The following is a 26951-nucleotide window of genomic DNA, read 5'->3' on the forward strand; positions in this document are numbered from 1 at the left end:
GATTCACTTCTTTTTCTTTGTTCAAATGATAATAGACTAAACTTCTTGTGACCCCAAGTAGTCTACACATTGCACTAATGCTATATTTATCTCGGTTCGAGATAATGAGGTCTATTTTTTGCCTAACAGTAGTGCAGCTTGCTTTAAAATATCATTCTCCATTTCAACCTGTTTCAATTTTTTACGAAGTCTGATTATCTCTTTTTGTTTCGCATCCACATTATCAAAATGGTTACTCTAAGCAGCACACCAACTATTTATTTTTTGAGTTTTAAACTTTGGTAGAAGTCTTGAACTCTTTATATTTACATAACTATTTGCCTCTATCACTATTATGACACGAAACCCTGCACAATGATCTAAAATTTTCAATTCTAACAAGTCTTTTTCAGTATTTTTAACTTCATAAAAACCTCTTTGGCAATAATGCCTAATTCTTCTTTAGTTGTTAAAATTTTTTATTTTACCATCATCGTTCCCCTGATTTTCAATTAATCTTCTTAGGTTATATAAGAAGTACATATCTTTTTAATCTTAAAGTTTTTAAGTCTTAATTTTAAAATTTTCAATCTTAGATATTATTTAAATCATTCCAAAATGCTCTAAAGCATCTTCGATTGCTTTTTCTTTTTCTTCTGGGCAATTTGGCACTCTTTGATTTTCTTTCTTACTAAAATTATAATTTTCTCTCTCTATTAGACCATGTTTCCTTTTTATTTGTGCAATATATAGGCTTGAAACTTTTAGTCCGTATTTATCTAACACATACTTTTTAATTTCTCCATAAGTTGCGTCTTTTGAAAAGTCAATTTCAGATAATTCATCTTCCCCTATTTCTATATCTAAATGATGTTCTGTATTTAGTTTGGACAACAGAGCTACTGTCTCGACGTGATGCGTACGACTGAACATATCTACCGGTTGCACGCGTTCGGTTTTATAACCGTAGGTTTGTAAACAGGCCAAATCTCGTGCTAAGGTTGCGGGATTACAAGAAACGTACACGACCCGTTCCGGTTGACTGCGACCAATCGCGCGTAATACCGGTTCGCCGCACCCTGCACGCGGCGGGTCTAAAACAATAACTTGCGGTCGCACGCCGTTTTTAATAAGTTCCGGCAATTTGTATACGGCATCGCCTAAAATAAATTCCGCATTTTTAACATGGTTATCCCGTGCATTCCGGATAGCATCTTTTATGGCGGAAGGAACAATTTCAATACCATACACTTGTTTTGCTTTTTGTGCTAAAAATAAGGTTATCGTCCCCGTGCCGCAATAAACATCGGCGACAATTTCATTTCCTTTTAAATCGGCAAATTCCAGCGCCTTTTCGTACAGCCGTTGTGCTTGTTCGCTGTTAACTTGAAAAAACGATTGTGCCGAAATATGAAACCGCAAATTTCCTATGGCATCGTGTATCGTATCCTGTCCATATAGTGTTCGCGTTTTTCTTCCTAAAATGACATTAGTATGTCCGGTGTTAATATTTTGTATGACGCTGGTTAGACTGGGAATCTCCTGTCGCAAGCGGCGAATCAACTCTTTTATATGAGGGATACACTCGCAAGCGGTCACAATACAGACCATAATTTCGCCGGTTTTCACCCCCACCCGTCCCATAATATGACGAATCATACCGGTACATTTATCTTCATCATAGGCGGGAATTTTAAAATCCTTCATCCATTGCCGTACAACACGCACAATTTGGTTATTTTCTTCTTTTTGAATGGCACAATTTTCCACATTGATGACATTATGTGTAGCCGCCGCAAAACAACCGATAGACAGTGTATTTTTTTTATCTTCGCCTACGGGAAATTGCATTTTATTGCGATAGTTCCACGGGGTTGCCGCACCTAACGTAGGCAGTACGGGTACATTCGTTATGTGTCCGATACGCGTTAACGCATCTTGTACTTGTCGTTGTTTTTCTTGTAATTCACCGTCATATGAAAAATGTTGCAATTGACAGGCCCCGCACCGATAATATACTGCACAGGTAGGGGCTACTCGTGCCGGCGAAGCACATAATACTTGCCGCAGTTTTCCCACAGCATATTTTTTTTTACCGTCGTAATGACGGCCACAATCCGCTCTCCCGGCAGTGCATAGGGGATAAACACGGTAAAATCCTGATATTTTCCCACGCCTTCCCCGTTCGTTCCCAGTCGTATAATCTCTATTTCATATGTCTTTCCCTTGGTTACAGGAATCGTACGTTGTTCTTTCATGTATGGTTTCTGTTCCTTCCTTATGTATCGCTTATTTTATATGGTTGCTTCTATACTGCCGCCTATAACGGAGGCGGGGTTATTCGGTAATTGTGCGTCAACGGTAATGGCCGCCGCCACTTGTAACGCCAGTTGCGGCAGGTTATCTTCCGTCATGCTGTACAACGTGAATAACGGTTCCCCCGGTCGTACGGAATCATATAGTTCTTTAAACAAACGAATCCCCACCATCGGTTGTACGGCATCTTCTTTTTTAGCTCGACCGGCACCCATACGCATGGCAATTTCTCCCAATGTTTTAGCTTTAATAGCAGTAATATAACCGCCTTCCGTGGAAACCGCCGTATACACAAAAGGGGCTTGCGTTAAGGCGTGTTTTCCTATCCAGTCGGTTTCGCCCCCTTGTGCGCGAATAAGTTCTTTAAATTTTTTTAACCCTGCACCGCTTTTCCAAACGGCTTGCAATTTTTCTCTTCCGGCCGCCACAGTATCCGTACAATGTGCCATGTACAACATGCGACTGCCAATTTCTTCCACCACTGCCGCCAATCGTGAATTCCCTTTTCCCGCCAACGTTTCCACGGCTTCATCAATTTCCAAGCTGTTCCCGATAGCCGTTCCCAACGGAGCCTCCATGGACGTAAGCACGGCACAAGTAGGCAAGCCAGCCAGCGTGCCGATATCCACCATTTGTTGTGCTAATTGCCGGGCCTGTGCCGGCGTTTTCATAAACGCACCGTCACCGTACTTCACGTCCAATACTACCGCATCCGCGCCGGCGGCAATTTTTTTACTCATAATCGAAGCGGCAATCAACGGCAAACTTTCTACTGTTCCGGTAGCATCCCGCAATGCATATAATAGTTTATCGGCAGGTGCCAAGTCGGTTGTCTGTCCCATAACAGCCGCACCATGTTGTCGAATCTGTTGTAAAAATCGGTTCGGTGTCAATTGCGTGGAAAAACCGGGAATAGCTTCCAATTTATCTAAGGTGCCCCCAGTAAAGCCAAGGCCACGCCCGCTCATTTTAGCAACCGGTACACCGGCCGCCGCTACTAAAGGCACTACAATAAGCGTCGTCGTATCGGCAATGCCCCCGGTACTGTGTTTATCTACTTTTATTCCCGGCACGGTTGATAAATCGGCAATTCGGCCGGAATATGCCATGGCCAATGCCAAGTCTGTCGTTTCCCTAGCCGTCATGCCTTGTAAATATACCGCCATAAGCCAGGCAGCCGCTTGATAATCCGGAATGTTGCCGCTCGTATAGTCGGTAATAAAGCGATAAATTTCCTTGCGGGACAGTTCCCCTCCATCTCGTTTATGTATAATGCAATCTTGAGGCCACATTTTTTTCTCCTATTTCAATTGCGTAAGGAAACTTGTTCCCTTTTCCAAGCCTGTAAGACCGAAGTTCTCCATAACCGTTTGCCCTAAGTCAGCATATGTTTCACGGACACCCAAATGAACAGCTTGCCGTAAGCCTGGACTATATACTAGCAATGGCACTTGTTCACGCGTATGATCACTTCCAGGCCAAGTAGGATCGTTGCCATGATCCGCCGTAATCATAAGTAATTCATCTTCTTGCAATTGTGCCATAAAAGGACCCAAATCTCCATCAAAATCTTCCAACGCCTTAGCATACCCAATCGTATTTCTGCGATGACCAAATTGACTGTCAAAATCGACAAAGTTGGCCATGAGCAGTCCTTTTTCTTGTCGATGCTTATGCAATTGCTCGGTTAATACGATCATATCTTCTGTATTGTTAGCGGTGTGATGCGATTCAGTGAGATCAACATGCGCATAAATATCACCAATTTTCCCTACACCAATAACCATATATCCCGCCTCTTTTAAATAAGAAAAAACCATCTTTCGTTTTGGTAGACGACTATAATCACGTCGATCACCCGTACGAATAAAATTTCCTTGCGTGCCAATAAACGGTCGTGCAATAATGCGTCCTACTTCATAAGGTCCTACACATACTTCATGGCGTGTAATTTCGCAGATACGATATAATTCTTGGAGCGGAATCACGTCATTATGTGCAGCAATTTGAAATACGCTATCGGCAGAAGTGTAAATAATCGGCTTACCTGTCTGGAAATGTTCACGGCCTAAACGCTCAATAATCTCCGTTCCTGAAGCAATTTCATTACCGAGATATCCATATCCTGTTTTTTCTTGAAAAGTCTTAACTAAATCTGGAGGAAAAGCATGTGCAAAGGTAGGAAAAGGCTGGGCTAAGGGATTTCCCATAAATTCCCAATGCCCACTAGTCGTATCTTTTCCTGCTGCTTTTTCTTGCATTTTTCCGTACGAACCAACTACTTCAATAGAAGTATCAGGGTGAATATTCGCAATCTCGCCCATCCCCATTCTTCTCATGTGAGGTATATTTAATCCACCTGGTACAGTTGCATCAATATGCCCCAACGTATCGGCACCGGCATCCCCAAAAGCCGCCGCATCTCGTGAGTCCCCTGCACCAACGCTATCCATAACAATAATAATAATACGATTAAAGTTCATGCCTTTTCCCTCCTTTTATACTTATAAATAAGCTTTCGCTTTCATAAAAATAGCAATCGTTTTTGCATCAACAATCTCATTTGTAGCAATCAAATTTTCTACTTCTTCCCGTGTATATTCTTCAAGTTGTACAAATTCATCCGCATCTAAATGTTGCTTCCCCTGTTTTAGCTTCCTTCCTAAGAACATATACAACCGCTCATTACAAAATCCCGGTGATGTATAAATAAATCCCAAATCAATCAATTCACCTGCTTCTACACCACCTTCTTCAGACAATTCCCGTGCAGCACATGCTCGAGGGCTTTCCGTTTCGCCTTCCAATTTACCTGCCGGAACTTCTAATAGCTCGCAGCCTGGGGCATACCGATATTGGCGAACTAAAAGAATTTTTCCGTCATCCGTAATCGGCAATACACATGCCGCCCCTCTATGCCAAACCACTTCACGTATTGCCGGTTCCGCTAACCCATCAATACGCACCGTATCAAGGGTTACTCGAATCACCTTGCCCTTCATAATTTCTTTGCTATCCAAACAAGTTTCCATACCAACGTCCATTTCTATTCCTCCCCAAAAAAGGGCGTTCAGACATACCTGTCCGACGCCCTTTTTACTATACTTTCCCCGTACTACCAATACCTCCCGTACGAACAGCCGTAACGGTATCACCATCGACGGTAAAGTACTTCATAAAGATACCTTGCCCAATACGTTCACCTTTTTGTATTGTATAAGGCTCTTCAGCCGTATTATAATATGCAATCATGATATGTCCCTCATTATCACTATTATTATAATAATCACTGTCAATAATTCCCGTGCCATTAGCTAACATCAAGCCGTATTTAAAAGATAAACTAGAACGGATAAAAATAGACAGATATTCATCTTCCTGCATATACGCTTTAACTCCCGTAGGTACGATAGTAATCGCATGTGGCAACAAAGTTACTGTTTCTGCTGCCGCTAAATCATACCCTGCACTCCCCGTTGTCTTGCGCACGGGTAAGGTAATATCTTGATCTGCATATTTTTTTACAATTTTAAATCCTCGTGTCATTGTCATTTCCTCATTCCATTGGGACGATGCCCTGAACGGCGTTTCTGATGAGACCGTCCATCGGATGTATCGCCCGTTAACAAGACTTTTCTTGATAAATTAACACGCCCCTGGTCGTCGATTTCGATACATTTAACGACAATTTCATCTCCCACCTGAACGACATCTTCCACCTTTTCAACTCGTTCCGGTGCAAGCTGAGAAATATGTACCATCCCTTCTTTTCCAGGCAATATTTCTACAAAAGCACCGAAGTTCATAATACGCGTTACCTTTCCTTCATAAACTTCGCCTACTTCAACGTCTTTTGTCAGATTTTCAATCCATGTTTTTGCCTTATTGCCACCAGCTGCATCAACAGAAGCAATATAAATTAATCCGGAGTCGTCAATATCTATTTTAGCTCCCGTTTCTTCCGTTATCTGTTTGATCATCTTGCCCCCCGGTCCAATGACATCACGAATTTTATCCGGATGAATATGTAGCGTAATAATTCGCGGTGCATAAGGCGACAATTCTTCTCGCGGCTGCTGAATAGCTGCCAGCATTTTTTCCATAATATGGATACGTCCTTCATGTGCTTGCTGTAAAGCTTGTTCCAAAATTTCCCTGCGAAGACCTTTGATTTTTATATCCATCTGAATAGCTGTTACCCCTTTCATCGTACCAGCTACCTTGAAATCCATATCGCCAAGGGCATCTTCCATACCTTGAATATCCGTTAAAATCGTAAAATCGTCGCCTTTCGTAACGAGTCCCATCGCTACACCTGATACGGGTGCTTGTAACGGCACACCTGCATCCATTAAGGCCAATGTACTACCGCACACACTACCCATAGAACTGGAACCATTCGATTCTAATACTTCCGATACAACCCGAATAGCATAAGGAAATTCTTCTTCCGTCGGCAATACTTGCGTTAATGCTCGTTCTGCCAGTTTACCATGACCAATTTCCCTGCGTCCCGGTCCACGGGATGACTTCGTTTCACCTACACTAAAAGAAGGAAAATTATAATGATGCATATAACGACGATCTGTTTCCATCCCCACGCCATCAATATGCTGTGATTCAGAAAGCGGAGCTAACGTCGCAAAACTCAAAATTTGTGTTTGTCCACGCGTGAATAACCCCGTACCATGTGTACGTGCAAATAAGCCCACTTCACAACTTACAGGACGCACTTCATTGACCTTACGCCCATCCGGACGAATTTTATCAACAGCAATCATATGGCGAACAATTTCTTTGATCATCTTTTGTGTAATTACTCCAACCGTAGACATATCTTCCGGATAGATGTCTGCAAAATGATCATAAATATCCGTTTCTACGGCATTCATCTTTTCTTCCCGTGCCATTTTATCCGATGTAAATACGGCTTCTTTCATGGCGGTTTCGCCATACGCATGAATTGCTTCTACCATATCAATGGGCGGTTCTACTTCTACAAATTCCTGTTTGGGCACACTAATTTCATCTAAGAAACTTTCTTGAAAAGCAATTACCTTTTTAATTTCTTCATGAGCAGCCATGATAGCATCTAACATATCTGCTTCGGGAACTTGTTTAGCACCCCCTTCAACCATTAAAATAGCATCCTTCGTACCGGCAACCACAATATCCATATCGCTCTTTTCACTTTGTGCTACCGTTGGATTAATAACAAAAGTACCATCAACTCGTCCTACCCGCACCCCTGCAATAGGTCCGGCAAAAGGAATATGGGACATACTCAAAGCTACAGATGCACCAATCATAGCAGCAATTTCCGGAGCATTGTCATGGTCTACACAAAAATCGTATGCAACGACATGTACATCATGGCGATAGGTTTTGGGAAATAATGGACGAATGGGACGATCGATTAACCGTGCAAATAAGGTCGCTGATTCAGGCGGTTTTCCTTCCCTTTTAATAAATCCGCCGGGAATCTTACCTACGGAATACATTTTTTCTTCATAATCTACTGTAAGCGGGAAAAAATCTGCATCTTCTCGAGCATCCTTAGATCCCGTTGCGGTCACAAATACAGCTGTATCACCGTACCGAACCAATGCGGCACCACTCGCCTGTTTAGCTAATTTGCCGACTTCTACCGTAAGCGGTCTACCGGCAAACTCCATATGAAACTTCTTTTCTTCCATACTCATCCTCCTATACATTTTCTGCACAGGTGTCAGGCACTATGATAAGTACGTGTATTACGTCATCATCATACTACCTGCCACCCTGTACCCCTTTTAAAAAAGAGGCTGATGCATCCACATCAGCCTCCCAGTGTGCAAATTATTTACGTAAGTTCAATTTTTCAAGAATTGCACGATACCGTTCCAAGTTATGTTTTTGTAAATAGCTAAGCAAGTTACGACGTTGCCCAACTAATTTTAATAAACCCCGACGAGATGCGTGATCCTTTTTGTGACTCCGTAAATGTTCTGTTAAATACAAAATACGGCTCGTAAGTAACGCGATTTGTACTTCCGGAGATCCCGTATCTGCTTCATTCTTACCAAATTTAGCAATAATATCTTTTTTTGCTTCAACACTTAACATATAGCATTCCTCCTAATATATCGTCATTCGCAAAGCACTAAGTATGCGCTGGAGAAAGCGTAACACCGAGTACCCGTACGACACTAGATATTATACTATATTCGTCTATATCTGTAAAGAAACTTTTCCTTTCTTTCGCCCGAACGCATTAAAATTGCAAACTCCCGCCGATGCGGAATATGCGACCGCGAATATTTAAACTGGTCGATTGATAATGGAAGAGATTATTAACACCGAAGTAATAAGAAAGTGACGGTGTCACCTGTCGTTCTATCAAAAGGTTGGCAATACCGTAATTCTTTTCATACCCTTCTTCAATACGTTCAAACTTGATGTGTTTGCGGTCAAAAATATCGATATAATTTGTATTATATTCTCCCCATAATGTTCCATGCCATGCCTTATTTTTGTAATTCAGCGAATAAATATATTTCCATAACGGTTTCATCGTCAGACGTTTTCCCATACTATCATCGACTGCATGTAAATACGTTGCCGACGCAGTAAGGCTCCAATGCTTATTAAACCGATGCGTATATTCCGCTTCCACACCGGCCAACGTCACCCGTTTGAGATTGCTATAACTGTAAATCCGCGTATCATTTAATTTCGTGTCGGGATCATCCGGATCTGTTTCTAATTTTTTTAAGGTGTAATACAAATTAAGATAATCGGTAATATGATTATAAAATGCCGTAAGTCGTCCTTGTCCATGGGTATATTCTTTTTCCAGAGATATATCAAATCCCAAGGCTTTTTCCGGTATTAAGTTCGGATTTCCTTGAAAATACCAGCCGGGATAAAAATATATTCTTTGTAAGTTACCCTTTGTATCCTTAGCGTCCACATAACAATCCGTTACCACCCCATCTTCTGTAATAGGAGTAAACGGTTTCATCATAAAGTGATGATACATTTCCATCATGCCGGGCGTAGAAAACCCTGTACCGACATTTGCCTTTATCTTCGTCCGGTCATCATTTTTATAAATAATACCTAAGCCGACGGTCGGTCTATGCCCTGTCGTATGATGCGTATATCGCAAAGTGGGCACAACGGTTATTTTATTATTAGGTGTATACGTGTCGGTAATAGCCGCGTTCCATTCCTCCATATCCGCCCGATAAAGCTGTTTTTCTTCTGTCGTTTCCCAAATACCGTCACCGTAACCCCAAGCATTATATTCCCAATAGTGATACTTAAAGCTTCCCGCTTTATTAGTGGTACGCAGACGGGTACCTATGCCGTACGATTTTTTCCGTTGCGCAGTTACGGTAATCGAATGTTTGGGATTCCCATACCAGTTTAATTCCATATCATAAGAGCGATCGCCGCTTTCCAGCCAATCGGACGACTTATTTTTCAGAAAAGTAGTATTTAAATACGTATTCGTTAATTTACCATAGTGCGAATCTTTCACCCGTAATTTTATATCGCCCGTATTCCAACCGTACGAAATATATCCTTGGTTAGTATCCCGTTGAATATGATTAGCTATATCCATATACTCCGTAAAAAAGAAACCCTTATTTTTTTCTGTTAATGCTTCGGGCCAATCCCCTCTAAGCCACCATTCAAAAGAAAAATGTCCTAAAAATTCCGCCGTCCTCGTATCGTCATTCAGGCGATGAAACCCATACATGACTTCCGTACGCGATGTCGGTTGAAAAAATAACCGTCCTTCTAAATGGCGACGCGAACCGCTGAAATTATCTTGAATAAACGTATGATTCTTCGGCCAATGAGCCGTATCCATGGTTTTAACATCAGGGAAATTTTTATCTGTCATATAGGGTAAATTATAATCCGCATACTGCCAATTATAATAAGGAGCCGTAGTATTATCGGCCACCGATACTTGTGCCTGCATTCGTTTTCCTACCATATCCATGCCCAAGCGATAGGTATATTCATCGTTTTTATCGTGAGCCACTACCCGATATTCATAATCAAAATAAGCATTTGTTTTGACCGGTCGTTTCGTAATAATCCGAATGGCACCGCCTACCGCATCGGAACCGTATCGGGCTCCCGATACGCCGCGCACCACTTCAACCCGGGCCATATTATGGGTCGAAAACCGTTCCATTTCATTGGCGGCACCCATAAGCTTACTGTATTCGCCCGCTTCTTTAAGACCATCAACAAAAATCGGGCAATGCCGACTGGCGGCACCGCGAATAGAATAATCGGAGCGATTCATGCCATCGACAGAAAAAGAAACGCCCGGAACCACTTCCAAAACATTCCGCAAATCTTGCATTTTTTTCTCTTTCATATCCTGCTTCGTAATAATAGTTACCGTTTCGGGACGCTTTTTCGCCCTCGCACGTGCATTTTCCGCTCGTACCACCACATTGTCCGTCAAATAAGTACTTTCCGCCTGTACATATATACTTGATACAGTGGTACTGAATATAGCAGCCATAACGGCTGCCCATATATGTTTTCTCATATACTCCCCTCCGTTTATGATATTAATTCTTATTTTTGTATTTAATATACCCCCCCCGAGTACTTTTTCTACTCCATTCGGACATAAAATAATCCAATCCGACATTTTTTTTTATGTTTTGGATACAAATTTATCAACTATAATACATTAACTGAAAAAATAAGGCTTCTTGTAAAAAAAGCCAAACCAACGTATACTAAAAACACGAACAATACATCAATGGAGGATATATACAATGAAACAATATGATGTCATTATTATTGGCACTGGTGCTGCCAATATCATCGCCGATGCAGCTATTGCCGGCGGGAAAAGTGTCGCTATCATTGAACGAGGTCGCTTTGGTGGAACCTGTTTAAATCGTGGCTGTATCCCTACTAAAATACTCGTTACCGCAGCTAATCGCATCCGTGAGATGGCTGAATCCGCACGACTTGGCATTTATACAGAAAAAATAACTGTTGACTGGGACTTACTCAGCAAGCGGCTTTGGCACAAAATACAAGAAAGTGATGAAATTCGCACCTACTATGACGCCTTTCCTCATGTCACCACCTATCAAGGAACAGCTTCTTTTACAGACGATAAAACCATCACTATCACCTATGCAAACGAAACCACCGAACGTATAACGGGTACATCTATCTTTATTGCCACCGGCGGTCGCACAAATATTCCTGCCGTGGAAGGTCTAAACGATGTTGGTTATCTTACATCGGAAACCTTTTTTGGCGATGCCTATCCCCAAAAACCATACAAAAGTTTAATCATTCTCGGTGGCGGGCCTATTGGCTGTGAATTTGCTCATGTATTTAATGCATTAGGGACAAAAGTAACAGTCGTACAACATAATGTACGCTTACTCCCCAAAGAAGATGAAGCCGTATCCGCACATATGCTAACACAATTTCAACAGTACGGAATCGACGTTCGTCTAAACCAAGATACCTTATCGGTAGAAATGGAAAATGGCGAAAAGGTAGTAACTTGTTCGGATCGTACGAGTGGTGAAATAACGACAGTACGGGCCGAAGAAATTCTTGTAGCACCTGGTATTAAACCAATGACAGAATTACTTCATCTCGAAAATACACATGTACAACTAGATAAACGCGGTTATATTCGTACGAATGAATTCTTAGAAACAACGGCACCTGGTATTTGGGCATTAGGTGATATTAATGGTAAAGCACCATTTCGCCATAAAGCCAATTATGAAGCCGAAACACTCGCACATAATTTATTTTCTAATAAAGCACCTGAAGAATGGCGTTGGGTACGCTATGATGCCATACCGGCCGTAACATACACCTACCCTGAAGCAGCACATATCGGCATGAATGAAAAAGCCGCTCGCAATGCAGGTTACGAAGTAGAAATAGCTATCAATCATTATTCTTCTACCGCCAAAGGATATGCCTTAGGCTTTATGCCAAATGCCAGTGATGATGGTTTTGTAAAACTCGTCATTGATAGCAAACAGAAAAAAATCCTCGGTGTACATATTGTAGGCGTTGAAGCGTCTATCTTAATTCAACCTTTCTGCAATTTATTCTATTGCGGTCGTCAGCATCTACAGATATCCGAACCGGATATTTGTTCCGATATTACAAAAAAGCTACGTGCCTTACCTCTAACAAGGCATTTACCGCCACGTTCAGTCTATACACTTAGCGAAACGATGACACCTCATCCAGCATTGTCCGAATTAACCATGTGGACGCGTTACTACTATGAAAAGAAATAAAAGAAAAAACGATGTAACCGTAGTTACATCGTTTTTTTCTTTTATTTCCATCGATTCATAATTAATTTTTCTCGCCAAAACGCAGCTTCCACCATATCCTTTTCAATGCCTTCACCATGTTCTAACGCCCGAACATAATTACGAATTCCCTCGTCATAATCAGAAAGTGCCGATTGGGCAAACCAGTAAGCGGCTTCCCTTAAGTTCTTTTCTACACCACCACCACGGCGATACAATTTACCCAAATTATTTTGAGCCATTCCATCTCCACCGATGGCAGCTTTCGTATATAAATTAGCCGCTTTTATTTCATCTATCTCTACGCCCAACCCATGTTCATATAAAAAGCCCAAATTATTCGTAGCTCGCAAGTGTTCTTGTTGTACGGCTTTGCTATACCAATAACTAGCTCTTTTATAATCAACATATCCTAATTCACCAAATTGAAGCATAATTCCATAATTGCATTGCCCATTTGAATCGCCATGTTGAGCAGCACGATGATACCAATACCCGGCAATACATACATTAGTCGGAATACTTCCAGGATAATGATAAAAATCACCAATTCCATTTTCAGCAGCCCCATATCCCTGTTCAGCTGCACAGCGATACCAATAAAAGGCTTTTTGTTTATCCACAGGCACACCCATGCCATGTTCATATTGATAAGCTAAATTATACTGGCCTGCCGCATCACCTTGTTTTGCCGCATGACTATACCAATATAAAGCCCACTTCAAATTGTCTTCACGATTACTAAAAAAATAATAATCCCCTACTTCACATTGTTTTCGGGCATCACCTGAAAAAGCTTGCTCTTTGAGCAAAGCTAACTTCATTTCTGTCATTTTCTCACCTACCTTATTTATATACTAAGTATACCATTAATTATATAATACGCCTATAATATAGATAAACAATATCATTTTGTATTTACTTATTTTTCTCACCAGGCAAAAAAACGCATAAACAAGAAAAAACGGTGTATCTTCACAAGATACACCGTTTATATATATCCTACCGAAAAAGCAAACCCAATTATTTCTTATAACAACTAAACCCCTATCTATTATTAACTATCTCTGGATACATATCATGCTCAGATAAGCGTTTCCATGCAACTTGTTCCCACGGAGTACCTTTTTTCCCATAATTACAAAAAGGATCAATACTAATGCCCCCCCGCGGTAAAAATTTACCCCATACTTCAATATATTTGGGATCCATTAACGAAATAAGATCGTTCATAATGATATTTACACAATCTTCATGAAAATCCCCATGGTTCCGAAAGCTAAACAAATATAATTTTAATGATTTACTTTCCACCATGCGTTCACAAGGAACGTAAGATATATAAAGCGTAGCATAATCGGGTTGTCCTGTTTTAGGGCATAAACTAGTAAATTCAGGACAATTAAATTTCACAAAATAATCATGCTCAGGATGTTTATTCACAAATGTTTCCAACCGGGTCGGATCATAGGTTGTGCTATACTGAGTTTGTTGTTTTCCCAAGGTCGTAATGCCTTGTAATTCTTGTTTTGTTCGACTCATATGTTCTCCTTTATAAGAATATATTTATACCGTATAAATGTATGAATAAAAAATACGCCTATTCCCGCCGGAATAATTTGCCCAATAGCGATGCTACTCACCACAGCAGTATAAGGTATATGCAATAAGGGTGCTAACCATAAACCCACACCCAAAGCCGGCACAAGTACAATCGGAAAAAAAGCAAGCCAAATCGGCAAGGTACGTATTTTAATTTGCACCAGTAAAAAAGTTACGATCATTCCGACCAAACTTCCCCCTATCATATCAATTATACCTAACCCACCAAATAATAAGTTGGCAAAAAAATTAGCAATTCCCATCGGAATAACTAGGAAGGGAAAACAATACGCTAATGCATACAATGCTGTGGCAATCCGAATTTGATATGCACCAAAAGAAATACCTGCTGTAAAAAATATGATAGCCAAATAAGCAGCTATTACCATCGCTGATATAGTTAATCGTCGCGAACTAGACCAAAATGAATACATAAGCGTCACCTCCTAAAAAAAATGATGGATGAAAATAGCTTTTCATCCATCAACAATGCGTATCGTTTACGATGCTCCTAGTTTTATTTAACGACAGGATGGATTGCGAACTGTCTACGTAAAATTACCAAATAACTCGTCCCAGGACATGATCCAAAGGAACGGGTCCAATATAGCGTGAATCACTGCTATGATTTCGATTATCACCCATGCAAAATACATAACCTTCCGGTATCCGTATTTCTTTGGAACTGGTGTATTCCATAGGCTCATTAATATATGTTTCCGTCAGCGGTTTGCCATTGCGCCAAACTTTTCCCTCACGAAAAGCCAAGGTGTCACCAGGTAAACCAATCACTCGCTTTACCCAGACATGGTGCGTTTGTAAATTCGCATTAAAGAAAGCAAAATAATTATGCATCGGTTCCGCCGCATCATCTTTCCATGTACGTTGATAAGCCACACGACTATCAATAATCACAATTTGTCCATATTGTGGCATCTGTTTAAAAATATGTGGCCATTTAGCTACCAGCAAATACTCTCCATTATGTAACGTGGGTACCATTGATTCACCGGAAACACGTGTTGGTTGGACAAAAAAGATATGAATTACCAAGGCAATGGCTAAGGCAATAACAATGGAATACAACCACTCATATACTTCATGTAAAAAAGTACGCACCAAATCCCTCCTTCTTCATCCCTATTTATACTACATAGGAAATACTCAAAATGGATCATCTATTACTTAGAAACAAGATCTTCTTCTACTTGAATGTGCAATTCATGCAATTGCTTCCGTGTTACTTCAGAAGGAGCTTCACTCATCGGGTCAATTGCATTCTGCGTCTTCGGGAAAGCAATGACATCACGAATTGATTTACGTTTTAACATTAACATAATCATACGATCTAAACCAAAAGCCAAACCACCATGGGGAGGTGCCCCATATTCAAATGCACGAATTAAGAAGCCAAATTTTTGTTCTGCTTCTTCTGGAGTTAAGCCAATTGCCTTAAATACACGCTGTTGAATATCCGGTTGATAAATACGCAAAGAGCCTCCCCCTAATTCAATACCATTCAATACCAAATCATATGCTTTCGCATATACATGTGCAGGATCGCTTTCTAATTTATCTAAATCATCATCACGCATAGCCGTAAACGGATGATGCATTGCGGTGTAACGTTTTTCTTCTTCATTATATTCAAACATGGGGAAATCAACAACCCACGTAAAGGCAAACGCATTTTCATCAATTAAATTCATGCGACGGGCCATTTCTTTACGCAATTCCCCCAAAGCAGCGGCTACAACGGCCGGTTTATCCGCAATCATGAGGACTAAGTCGCCTTTTTCAGCGCCACATTTTTGCCCAATAGCACGTAACATATCTTCGCTAAAGAATTTCTTAATTTGTGATTTTAACGTGCCGTCTTCTAAAAAGCCAATCCAAGCCAGTCCTTTCGCACCATAACGCCCTACATATTCTACCAGACCATCAAGTTCACGCCGTGGGATATCGGCATCCCCTTTTACGTTAATTGCCTTTACTTGTCCACCGTTATCAATAACGCTACGAAATACTTTAAATTCCGTATCTTTAACTAATTCTGTAACATCTGTAAATTTCATATCAAAACGCAAATCAGGTTTATCAGAACCATAATTTTCCATGGCGTAATCCCACGTCATACGAGGAATAGGTAAAGAAATTTCATACCCTAACGTTTCTTTAAAAATATACTGCATCATTTCTTCGGTCAACGATAATATCTCTTCTTGATCCATAAAAGACATTTCCATATCTAATTGGGTAAATTCAGGTTGTCGATCCGCACGCAAATCTTCGTCACGGAAACACCGAGCAATTTGGTAATACCGATCCATGCCTGATATCATTAGTAATTGTTTAAAAATCTGAGGTGATTGAGGTAACGCATAAAACTTGCCTTCATTTACACGACTGGGAACTAAGTAATCTCTTGCACCTTCGGGTGTACTCTTACACAATTCTGGCGTTTCAATGTCAATAAAACCATGTGCATCTAAGAAAGACCGCATCGCATGTTTAACGCGATGACGCATAACCAAGTTATGCTGCATTTCAGGACGGCGTAAATCTAAGTACCTATATTTCAAGCGAATTTTTTCATCCACATCAATATTATCTTCGATATAAAACGGTGGCGTTTTGGACTGATTCAATATCCGTAATTCTTCACACCGTACTTCAATTGTACCAGTTTTCATTTTCGGATTAATCGTTTCCTTATCACGCATACGTACCTTGCCGCGAACAGCCAAAACATATTCATTACGAACTTGTTCCGCTTTGCTAAATGCATCTTTTTCGTAATCTGGAGAAGCAACGACTTGTACAACCCCCGTGCGATCCCGTAAATCAATAAAAATTAATCCTCCATGATCACGCCGGCGTTCTACCCAACCAAATAATATGACTTCTTTCCCTTGATCTGCTTCACTGACTTCTGCACAATATTGTGACCGGTGCAATCCTACTGTCGTTTCCATTACGCTTTCATTCCTTTCTCTTGTTCTTCTATATAAGTAATAATGTCATCTAAGGCAACACTAACTTGTTCTTTGGTTTGCATATTTCGTACCGAAACTTCTCCCTGTGCTAATTCATCATCACCCATAATAACCGTATATATAGCACGAGACTTATTGGCTGCTTTCATCTGCCCTTTCATGCTACGCCCCATGAGATCAATCTCTACATAAATTCCACGATCACGCAGTTGTTGTTGTACAACAAACGCTTGCTCGCGAGCCTTATCCCCTAAAGCAACGATGTATACGGGAATAGGCGTTTCTACATTTTTCATCAGTCCTTGTTCCTGCAATGTTAGTAACAATCGTTCCATGCCTATGGCAAAGCCAATACCAGGAGTATCTGGGCCTCCTACTTCTGAAATCAAGCCATCGTATCTACCACCACCACAAATAGTACTTTGTGCACCCAAAGGTGTATACATAATTTCAAAAGCCGTATTCGTATAATAATCTAAACCTCGTACTAAGCACGGATCTAACACAAAAGGAATATGAATACTCGTTAAATATGTCTGGACCTGTTCAAAGTGATCATGACACATATCACAAAGTGAATCTGTAATTAACGGCACTCCCATTTGCATCATTTTTTCTCCATCTAGTTTACAATCTAAGACACGCAAGGGATTTTTTTCTAACCGCGTGCGACAATCTTCGCATAATTCCTCTTTTTTATTTTCCAAAAATGTTAGTAATTTTTCTCTATATCGCGGTCGACAACAAGAACATCCTACCGAATTCAAATGCAACGTAAGATCTTCTAAGCCCAACTCATGAAATAATTGAAATGCCATTGCAATAATTTCTGCATCCACAGCAGGACTTTTAGAACCAATCGCTTCTACGCCAAATTGATTGAATTGACGGTACCGCCCAGCTTGCGGTCGATCATGACGAAACATGGGACCCATATAATATAATTTATGTACTTTTGCCTCACTGTACAGTTTATGTTCTAAAAAAGATCGTACGACCGATGCCGTGTTTTCCGGACGCAACGTCATGCTACGTCCACCTCGATCTAAAAAGGTGTACATTTCTTTTGTAACTACATCGGTTGTTTCTCCGATTCCACGTAAAAACAACTCCGTCTGTTCAAATATAGGTGTTCTAATTTCACCAAATCCATATAGCGCACATATATTGCGAATCTTAGACTCCAACATTTGCCACGCTACCGTTTGTTCTGGTAAAAAATCTTGCGTACCTCGCGGTGCGGTAATTGACATGACTTATCCTCTCCTCCATATATCGGCACACAAACGGTGTCTCTCCTTTATCGTTTCTGGTAATTCTTGTATATACCGATCTATATCTTTAGGCTGATACATTTTAGCTAATGTATACTTTCCCGTAATGAGCTTGGTTGCACCTCCAGGACCAACGGCAAATATGTTTTGACGTTCTTCCATCATTTCTATATTATAAGCACTAACCGTGCCGGGTTGAGCATACCCAATATTGGCAAAGCCCGTAGCCATGTATTTTTGTCGATAAAGATAATAGGGAATATAACCCGCATCTTTTAACGTATGGTGACAACATGCCAGCATATCCGTTACAATGGCTTCCGACGGAATCTCTTGTCGTAAGGGATGTGAAAATAAAGGAGCTTGTTTTTTTAACGCTAACGTATGAATTGTAACATTTTCCGGTAAGAGTTGGCAAACAATTTTCATATTCTCTTGCATATCTGCTACGGTTTGTCTAGGTAACCCAGCAATAAAATCCATGTTAATAATCGAAAAATGTAATGCACGACACTGTTCATACATGCGATAAACATCCTCTATCACATGTTTTCTCCCCATACAGTCAAGCAACGATTGTTGCATCGTCTGTGGATTTACACTAATTCGATGGACACCACATTCGGCCAACAGCGTTAATTTATCAAGTGATGCCGTATCCGGTCGTCCTGCTTCTACGGTCCATTCTTGAACATTAGGAAACGCTTCTTTAATAGCACATAAAATATTCTGTAATGCTTGTACAGGCAAACAAGTAGGAGTTCCTCCGCCGACATAAATAGAATGTACGTGCAACCCATATTGACGACATATGCTTCCCCAATCATCAATATCCTGTACTAACGCATCAATAAAACTCGGTATACCCACATTCTGTTGCACCAAACGAGACGGGAATGAGCAATATAAGCAATGACTAGAACAATAAGGAATCCCTACATATATAGATACTTGATTGGCTGGTACCTTAATATAGGGTTGTTGTAATACCGCCATACGTACTAATTGACTAGCTAATTCTGCATCCACTTCATATGTATGTACCAATTCATACTGCACTTGCTTTTCATCTAATCCCTTATCAAGTAAATGGTGTACCAATTTTGTTGGGCGAACACCAATTAAGATTCCCCACCTGCCTCGTTCTACACCTTGCCACGTATCATACCAATGCAATAAATATCGTTTTATCTCTTGCCCGATAAGACTTGTTTTTAATTCTCCCACAAAAGATCGTGCCATTTCATCATGACCATATAAACAATGCAAGAAGAAACGGTGGTTTTCTTCTTTTATCAAAACCACCGCTTCCACCAGACCAGGTAATCTCCCGCCAGTAAAACCCAAATATGCCATCACTTGCCCTACCATGGCATGATATTCTGTTGGTCCTCGATAAATGTACTTTTGCGTGCTACTCATGCCTGCTCTATGGATGAGTCGGTTTCTTCGCCTTCTTTTTGGCGTTTTGCATCACATTCTTCACAGTAACCATACACTTTTAATTGATGATCGACTGTGCGGAAATGATATTGTTTTTGTAAATTAGCTTCTAATGTTTCTAATAAATCATCCTTACATTCTCGCACTTTATTACATCCTAAGCAAATTAAATGGTGGTGAAAATGTTCTTCATTTTCCCGATCATTTAATTCATAACGACTGCACCCATCATCGAAGTCCAGTTTTTTCAATAAATCCATTTCCGTAAATAAATCCAACGTACGATAAATAGTTGCCAACCCAATATCGGGAGACGTTTTCTTCACCAATTCAAATACTTCTTCTGCACTCATATGACGAATCGTACTTTCAACAAAAGCACGTAAAATGACTTGCCGTTGGGTCGTCATTTTATAACGATTATCCTTAATTTTCTCTTTCATACGTTTCATCATAACTTCCATCAATTCAACCTTATCTTTTTCCATAATTCTCCATCTCCCTGTCTGTACACGTTTCATAAAACCATAAATGCGTACCAATAATTTGTAATACTGCCGTAATTGGAACCGTTAAGATCATTCCTGTAATCCCCATCAGTGTCCCGCCAATAAGCAAAGCAATAATAATCACTACAGGATGTAATCTAATAACCGCCCCCATTACTTGAGGCATAATAACGTGACTGTCAATTTGTTGTACAATCACATAAAAAACGAACACTTTAAGTGCAAGAGAACCACTAATTGTCGCTCCCAATAAAATGGCAGGAACAGCTCCGACAATAGGTCCAACAATAGGAATCCATTCAGTAATTGCCGCTAATAAACCAATGACCAAGGGATAAGGTACCCCCATAATCCACATTCCCAAAAAGATGACCCCCGCCATAATGCAACTCAATATAATTTGACCTCGAATATATCGACTCAATACGCGGTGTATTTCACTGACCACCATATTTAACCGTCCGCGATAAGCACTAGGAAATATCGATATAAAGGATGTCACTAAATTACTACCATCTTTCATAAAATAAAACGTAATAAAAGGCACTACACAAAATTCTACTAGCGTGCCGGCAATGACCACTAAAGATCGAACCACATCGGTAATACTATCGACCCCGTAATTTCCAATTCGTAGTAATGTATCATTGATCAGTTGCTTGACCTGTTCAGGTATATATATATGCGTTTGATCGTTTTCCAAATGTGCTATAAGTGCTGCCATTTGTGCTACGATCGAATTAAAATTCGCAGCTAATAAATTCAATTGATACAATAAGGGTCGTAAAATAACGTTCATCATGCAAGTCAAAATCACAATCAATACAAAAAATGAAATGACAATTCCCACACTACTTGGCAACGTACGATGCGTCATGTACCGAACAAGTCGAATGATCAAATCACGAATAGGCATTAAAATGAAAGTAAAAATTAATGAAATAACAATGGGCCAATAAACAGCATGGATAGAAATGCAAAACACCATTGCCAGCAATCCCAAAACAATCCTCATCCAAAATTGTACGCCTCTATCCCGGAACATCCATTACCAGCCTCCATCCAAATAGGGATTGCCTGTTTTTTCTTCCCCTATCGTGGTCGCCGGTCCGTGTCCTGGTAATACCACCGTATCGGGTGGTAAGATCATTAATTTTTCGTTGATACTCTGAATCAATGTATCCCAAGCACCCCCATATAAATCAGTTCTACCCACGGAATAACGGAATAACGTATCACCAGAAAACAGTGTATTCTGTCCATAAAGGCAAATTCCTCCGGGCGTATGTCCCGGTGTCGTAATAACGCGAAATGATAATTTTCCTAAGTGTAATACATCCCCATCTGCCAAAATATACTCTGGTAAATCGCATACAATTTCTCGCCCCACAAACATAGACATATTATTGCGTGAATTAGAAATTAGTGCTTTATCTCCTGCACCTATGTATACGGGGACATGTTCTTTTTGTCGCAATTCTTGCAAGGCCCCAATGTGATCAGCATGCCCATGGGTCAGGACAATATATTGCAAGGATACACCCAATGCCTGTAAGCGTGCATGAATAACATCATAATCCCAAGACGGATCGATGACCATACCTTCTTTAGTATCCGTATCATATACAATATAACAATTCGTCATAACTGGACCTAATACATTTACTTCATATTTCATACTCATTATTATCGTTATTATCCACCTTTCATTAAAATATTTTTTTACTATCTAATAATATGGTAACAGGACCATCATTTTCCAATGTCACGAGCATCTCTGTTTGAAACTTGCCTGTTTCAACCGTAAGTCCCGTTGCTCGCAATGCGTCAATCAAACGTTGATACCATTTAGCGGCTACCTCTGGAGCCGCTGCGCCCGTAAAACCGGGGCGTCGGCCATGACGTAAATCACCATATAAGGTAAACTGAGATATCACGAGAATAGACCCTTGAATATCCTGAACGGATATGTTCATTTTTCCCTGTTCATCCTCAAATATTCGCATATGAACAAGCTTATCTACCATATAAGCGACATCACGTTCATCATCATCAGGTGCCACGCCCAATAAAACAGTTAGCCCTCGCTTAATAGCACCTGTTACAACGCCTTCCGAAGTAACCTGTGAAGATAACGTTCGCTGTACTACTGCCCTCATAATTGACCTCCTGTATATCGTGCCACTGAATACACATCTTTTAACCGGCGAATTTTAGTAGTGACAAATTCAAATTGAGCTAAATCTTTAATACTGATGCCCATATAAATCATAGCTGTTTTGGTATCATTCACCTTGGCATTCATACTTAATATAGAAATTTTCAATTCCGCTAATACTGCCATAATCTCTGCCATAATCCCTGTTCGATCATAAGCGACAATTTCAATATGCACTTCAAACCATTCCTTACCACTACATTCCCATTCAACATCAATCAAGCGCTCGACATCACTACGGACGTGATTAATATTAGGACAATCAGCTCGATGGACGGAAATACCCCGACCTTTCGTAATAAAACCAATAATCGGATCACCTGGTACAGGACTACAACATTTTGCTATACGAATAAGTAGTCCTGCCTCCCCTTTTACTAAAATACCCGAACCGGTAGTTTGTACATTTTTCACCGATTTTACCGTTTCCATAACTTGTATCGGCTCTAAGCCTTCTTTATCTTGATCCGCTTGTTTATACATTTTAATCAATTTAATTAAAATGGTATTGACGGCAAAACCTCCATACCCAATAGCTGCTACTAGATCCTCTTCCGTCCCTGCGTTCATCTGCTTAGCAATATGTGCCAAACGACTAGTCGTATAAACGGCTTTCCATTCATAGCCCAAACGTTTACACTCTTTTTCTAAGGCTTCCATCCCTTTTTCAATATTCTCTTCACGATTTTCTCGTTTAAACCATGTACGAATTTTAGAACGACTTTCCGAACTACCTACAATTTTCAACCAATCCATACTAGGTTTTCCCGTCTTCGTCGTAATGATTTCAACGATATCACCATTTTTTAAAGAATAATCCAAGGGGACAATTTTACCATTAATTTTCGCCCCTACGCAATGATGTCCCACATCCGTATGAATCCGATAGGCAAAGTCAATCGGAATCGCACCTTGCGGCAAATCAATAACATCGCCCTGTGGCGTAAATACAAACACCTCATCCGAAAAGGCATCTAATTTTAACGCATTCATAAACTCACGGGGATTACTCGTATCTTGCCATTCCAACAAATTTCGTAACCACCCCATTTTTTCATCAAATTCATTAGCTCCTGCATTGGCATGTCCTTCTTTATAACGCCAATGAGCGGCTACACCATATTCTGCAACATGATGCATTTCCCACGTACGAATTTGAATTTCAACGGGCTGTCCCTGCGAACCGATAACCGTCGTATGAAGTGATTGATAATTATTGGGTTTCGGCATAGCAATATAGTCTTTAAATCGATACGGCAAAGGTTTCCATAAGCTATGTACAATACCTAACACACCATAACAATCTTGCACCGTATCAACGATAATACGAATGGCATATAAATCGTAGACCTGACTCAAATCTCGATTATCTTTTTTCATTTTTTTATAAATACTATATAAATGTTTCGGTCTGCCATTAATTTCAAAAGAAATATGTGAGTCTGCTAACGCCTTCTGTAAAACCGTAATCGCATCATTAACAATTTCTTCACGGGCGTGCCGTTTTTGCTTCATCTGATCGACTAAATCATAATATTTATCTGGTTCTAAATAACGAAATGATAAATCTTCCAGTTCCCATTTAATATTAAAAATACCTAATCGATGGGCTAAAGGAGCAAATATTTCCAGTGTTTCTTGCGATATACGTTTTTGTTTATCACTACGCATATAACGCAACGTCCGCATATTATGTAGCCTATCCGCCAGTTTAATTACCACTACCCGAATATCTTTTGCCATCGCCAAAAACATTTTTCGCAAACTATTAAGTTGCTGATCTTCTTTTGTCCGATAATCTAACCGATTTAATTTCGTAACCCCATCTACTAAAAAAGCAACTTCTTTACCAAATCGTTCTTCAATTTCCTCTAATGTATATTTCGTATCCTCCACTACATCATGTAACAAAGAGGCGGTAATCGTCGTCGCATCAATTTTCATATCTGCCAAAATTTGAGCAACTGCCAACGGATGGACAATGTAAAGTTCTCCACTTACACGGCGTTGCGTTTTATGTGCATCAGCAGCTAAGATAAAAGCTTTAGTCAATATATCTTCCGATAGATCTGGTTGATACTTCCGTATTGTAGCCAGTAAATATTGAAATTTTTCTTCTACTGTTCCTTCTGGAATATGTTCTGTCTCCACATTATCCCTCCTCTCGTGCATAATATTTTCTATATGTTGCAGAATCTAAAAGCTGCAATTTATGTGCAATAAGTGGTAATACATAAACGGGTCCATGAGAGCTTAACCGCAGTTGTAATATTCCCAATTCCATCAACACCCGCACTACCGCATAAACAACAGCGCCACCATATTGCCGTTGCCGTTCTTGTAACAAGTATTGTTGTAATCTACCTTGTTCTATCTCCGGAACAGAATTAGACGAACCATAAAAAGCAAATCGTTTTGCGTAACTATGAATCAATTGATATATATCGACCATAACAGCACGATTTAAATGAATATCTTCTTTTTTAGCTCGAATATCTTTTAAAACCAATTGAGGCGTTATTTCTCCCCTAAATTCATTCAGGTCTAATTGAAAGGCTATATCTGCTGTATCAAGCCAATAATTACTATACATCTCTCCCATAGACCAACCAATAGCAGTCAATACGTTTGGTGTAGTCGATCGAATTTTCATCTGTAAGTGGCTTTTATCAGTACCTACCATTTTCACATCGTTGATATTCGCTTCTTTTATTGCAAATATAGGACGAGCATTTTTCATTCCATACGGTTCTAATTGTTCCATTTCCTGTACTAACGCCAACGTAATATCGCTCGCCAATAATTCCCCCTCAATAACAATCTTAGGCACATAATCTTCCGCTTTCATTTCCTTGGCTGCATATTCACATAACCGTTGTCGTAATGCTTCGATATTCTCAACAGCAACAGAAAATCCCGCCGCCATTTGGTGTCCCCCGAATTGTATCAATAAATCGGCTGCGTACTGCAAAGCCTGATACATATGGAAACCATCAATACTCCGACAAGATCCTTTCCCTATACCATTATGTACACTAATCACTAAAGCTGGTCGATAATATTTTTCTACCACGCGAGAAGCGGCAATACCAATCACACCAGGATGCCACTCTTCACCATAGGCAATCAATACCCCATCCTGTTCATGTCCACCGGCCTTAATTTGTTGAACCGCTTGTTGCGATATCTGCTTTTCAATCGCCTGTCGTTCCTTATTTAAAGCACTCAACTCTTCGGCTATCAATGTAATCTGCGGATCTGTTTCCTCCGCTAAGAGTAATTGCACCCCCCGTTTGGCATGGCTTAATCGCCCTGACGCATTTAACCGTGGTGCAATCAGATAGGCAATCGTGCCGGCTTGCACACGCTGACGAGGAATGTTCGCTATGGAAAACAACTTATTTAACCCTGGGTTCGCCCCCTCTCTCATTCGTTGCAATCCGGCTTTAACCAATGCCCGATTTTCGCCTGTTAACGGAACTAAATCAGCAATCGTTCCCAGGGCCGCGATTTCCGCATACTTCGTTAATGTCGTATGTCGCATTTGTTTCCACAACGTACGTCCCAACAGATATGCGACACCTGCACCAGCAAGCTCCTTATAAGGATAAGTACAATCAGGTTGTTTCGCATCTAACACAGCATATGCAGGTGGCACCTGTGGTGGCGGTTCATGGTGATCCGTAATAATAATATCCATCGCCGAATTAAACGCTGATACCAATGCTGCCGAGGCAATACCACAATCAACGGTAACCAACAGATCGGTTTGTGCCTGCACTAACTGCTCTAAGGCCTCTTGATGTAAACCATAACCTTCACTTTGTCGTTCAGGAATATAATAATCAACACAGGCCCCTAAATCCCGTAAAATAGAATATAAAATGACCGTCGCTGTAATACCGTCTACATCATAATCACCATAGACAACAATTTTTTCTTTCTTTTCAATAGCACTCTGCAAGCGTTCAACAGCCTTATCTAAGCCTTTCATTAAGTGCGGATCAGCCGCATCCGCTACGGTATCATGCAAAAAATGGACACCTTCTTCAACTGTCGTAATTCCTCTCCCCAATAATATTTCTGCTAAAAAAGTAGAAATATGAAGAGATTGTGCCATTTCGCTTGCTAAAAAAGGCTCATGTTTCCGCCATTGCCATTGTTTTTTCATATATTGCCTCTATTATCATAAATAATCACTATCAAAAATACACCTATATTTTATCACCTTTAATTCTCAAAATCAAAGAAAATATAAAAAAAATATAAACCTAGCAATTTTTATCTAC

At 40.3% G+C, this 26951-nt stretch carries 23 protein-coding genes and 1 pseudogene; 1 reads left to right on the forward strand and 23 read right to left on the reverse strand.

What is annotated here, in order from left to right; genetic code table 11:
- The 10 genes and pseudogenes from HMPREF1040_RS07940 to HMPREF1040_RS06230 all read right to left on the reverse strand — a co-directional run.
- Positions 1–210 (reverse strand): annotated as a pseudogene (locus HMPREF1040_RS07940) (IS3 family transposase); the annotation flags it as partial.
- A gap of 372 nt (positions 211–582) precedes the next feature.
- Complete coding sequence (gene rlmD, locus HMPREF1040_RS06190; protein ID WP_007393085.1) at positions 583–2058, reverse strand: 23S rRNA (uracil(1939)-C(5))-methyltransferase RlmD; 1476 nt, start codon at positions 2056–2058, stop codon at positions 583–585.
- Complete coding sequence (locus HMPREF1040_RS08325) at positions 2013–2237, reverse strand: TRAM domain-containing protein (RefSeq protein WP_007393092.1); 225 nt, start codon at positions 2235–2237, stop codon at positions 2013–2015. The genes rlmD and HMPREF1040_RS08325 overlap by 46 nt, the downstream gene beginning before the upstream one ends.
- Positions 2238–2273: 36 nt before the next feature.
- Positions 2274–3587, reverse strand: coding sequence for a thymidine phosphorylase (locus HMPREF1040_RS06200; RefSeq protein ID WP_007393105.1), 1314 nt, complete (start codon positions 3585–3587; stop codon positions 2274–2276).
- A gap of 9 nt (positions 3588–3596) precedes the next feature.
- Positions 3597–4778 (reverse strand): phosphopentomutase, encoded by a 1182-nt coding sequence (locus HMPREF1040_RS06205; protein ID WP_007393110.1) that lies wholly within the window; start codon positions 4776–4778, stop codon positions 3597–3599.
- A gap of 21 nt (positions 4779–4799) precedes the next feature.
- Positions 4800–5339 (reverse strand): NUDIX hydrolase, encoded by a 540-nt coding sequence (locus HMPREF1040_RS06210; protein WP_007393107.1) that lies wholly within the window; start codon positions 5337–5339, stop codon positions 4800–4802.
- A gap of 55 nt (positions 5340–5394) precedes the next feature.
- Positions 5395–5841, reverse strand: coding sequence for a dUTP diphosphatase (dut, locus tag HMPREF1040_RS06215; RefSeq protein ID WP_007393106.1), 447 nt, complete (start codon positions 5839–5841; stop codon positions 5395–5397).
- A 2-nt stretch (positions 5842–5843) separates the two neighbouring features.
- The gene (locus HMPREF1040_RS06220) at positions 5844–7991 is read right to left on the reverse strand and encodes a polyribonucleotide nucleotidyltransferase (RefSeq protein ID WP_007393123.1); all 2148 of its coding nucleotides are present in this window, start codon (positions 7989–7991) and stop codon (positions 5844–5846) included.
- Between the two features lie 142 nt (positions 7992–8133).
- On the reverse strand, positions 8134–8400 hold the full coding sequence (gene rpsO / locus HMPREF1040_RS06225; RefSeq protein ID WP_007393100.1) for a 30S ribosomal protein S15: 267 nt from the start codon (positions 8398–8400) through the stop codon (positions 8134–8136).
- Between the two features lie 148 nt (positions 8401–8548).
- The gene (locus HMPREF1040_RS06230) at positions 8549–10855 is read right to left on the reverse strand and encodes a TonB-dependent siderophore receptor (RefSeq protein WP_007393102.1); all 2307 of its coding nucleotides are present in this window, start codon (positions 10853–10855) and stop codon (positions 8549–8551) included.
- Between the two features lie 235 nt (positions 10856–11090).
- On the opposite strand from HMPREF1040_RS06230, the gene HMPREF1040_RS06235 reads away from it, so the two are divergent.
- On the forward strand, positions 11091–12602 hold the full coding sequence (locus HMPREF1040_RS06235) for an NAD(P)/FAD-dependent oxidoreductase (RefSeq protein ID WP_007393121.1): 1512 nt from the start codon (positions 11091–11093) through the stop codon (positions 12600–12602).
- A gap of 41 nt (positions 12603–12643) precedes the next feature.
- On the opposite strand, the gene HMPREF1040_RS06240 is transcribed toward HMPREF1040_RS06235, so the two are convergent.
- From HMPREF1040_RS06240 to recJ, 13 genes are all read right to left on the reverse strand, one after another.
- Positions 12644–13453, reverse strand: a complete 810-nt coding sequence (locus HMPREF1040_RS06240; protein ID WP_007393120.1) for a tetratricopeptide repeat protein — start codon at positions 13451–13453, stop codon at positions 12644–12646.
- A 214-nt stretch (positions 13454–13667) separates the two neighbouring features.
- Positions 13668–14162 (reverse strand): preQ(1) synthase, encoded by a 495-nt coding sequence (gene queF / locus HMPREF1040_RS06245; protein ID WP_007393129.1) that lies wholly within the window; start codon positions 14160–14162, stop codon positions 13668–13670.
- Positions 14159–14656, reverse strand: coding sequence for a QueT transporter family protein (locus HMPREF1040_RS06250; protein ID WP_007393125.1), 498 nt, complete (start codon positions 14654–14656; stop codon positions 14159–14161). Before HMPREF1040_RS06250 ends, queF begins: the two co-directional genes overlap by 4 nt.
- A gap of 124 nt (positions 14657–14780) precedes the next feature.
- Positions 14781–15341, reverse strand: coding sequence for a signal peptidase I (lepB, locus tag HMPREF1040_RS06255; protein ID WP_007393082.1), 561 nt, complete (start codon positions 15339–15341; stop codon positions 14781–14783).
- A gap of 62 nt (positions 15342–15403) precedes the next feature.
- Positions 15404–17197 carry an aspartate--tRNA ligase gene (gene aspS, locus HMPREF1040_RS06260; protein ID WP_007393111.1) on the reverse strand — a complete coding sequence of 598 codons (1794 nt, stop codon included), beginning with the start codon at positions 17195–17197 and terminating at the stop codon, positions 15404–15406.
- A complete protein-coding gene (gene hisS / locus HMPREF1040_RS06265) occupies positions 17197–18471 on the reverse strand; it encodes a histidine--tRNA ligase (protein ID WP_007393097.1) in 1275 nt (424 codons plus the stop codon). The genes aspS and hisS overlap by 1 nt, the downstream gene beginning before the upstream one ends.
- 3 nt (positions 18472–18474) lie before the next feature.
- Entirely contained in the window at positions 18475–19914 is a 1440-nt protein-coding gene (gene hemZ / locus HMPREF1040_RS06270; RefSeq protein WP_007393087.1) for a coproporphyrinogen dehydrogenase HemZ, read from the reverse strand.
- Entirely contained in the window at positions 19911–20423 is a 513-nt protein-coding gene (locus tag HMPREF1040_RS06275; RefSeq protein WP_007393089.1) for a Fur family transcriptional regulator, read from the reverse strand. The genes hemZ and HMPREF1040_RS06275 overlap by 4 nt, the downstream gene beginning before the upstream one ends.
- Entirely contained in the window at positions 20410–21489 is a 1080-nt protein-coding gene (locus HMPREF1040_RS06280; RefSeq protein ID WP_007393108.1) for an AI-2E family transporter, read from the reverse strand. The genes HMPREF1040_RS06275 and HMPREF1040_RS06280 overlap by 14 nt, the downstream gene beginning before the upstream one ends.
- Before the next feature lie 3 nt (positions 21490–21492).
- Entirely contained in the window at positions 21493–22122 is a 630-nt protein-coding gene (locus tag HMPREF1040_RS06285) for an MBL fold metallo-hydrolase (RefSeq protein ID WP_235808639.1), read from the reverse strand.
- A gap of 31 nt (positions 22123–22153) precedes the next feature.
- Positions 22154–22603 (reverse strand): D-aminoacyl-tRNA deacylase, encoded by a 450-nt coding sequence (gene dtd, locus HMPREF1040_RS06290; RefSeq protein ID WP_007393101.1) that lies wholly within the window; start codon positions 22601–22603, stop codon positions 22154–22156.
- A complete protein-coding gene (locus HMPREF1040_RS06295) occupies positions 22600–24759 on the reverse strand; it encodes a bifunctional (p)ppGpp synthetase/guanosine-3',5'-bis(diphosphate) 3'-pyrophosphohydrolase (RefSeq protein ID WP_235808643.1) in 2160 nt (719 codons plus the stop codon). Before HMPREF1040_RS06295 ends, dtd begins: the two co-directional genes overlap by 4 nt.
- 55 nt (positions 24760–24814) lie before the next feature.
- Positions 24815–26833 (reverse strand): single-stranded-DNA-specific exonuclease RecJ, encoded by a 2019-nt coding sequence (gene recJ, locus HMPREF1040_RS06300; protein ID WP_007393135.1) that lies wholly within the window; start codon positions 26831–26833, stop codon positions 24815–24817.
- Positions 26834–26951 lie beyond the last annotated feature (118 nt).

It is taken from the genome of Megasphaera sp. UPII 135-E (genome assembly GCF_000221545.1).
In the GTDB taxonomy this organism is placed as follows: Bacteria; Bacillota; Negativicutes; order Veillonellales; family Megasphaeraceae; genus Megasphaera; species Megasphaera hutchinsoni.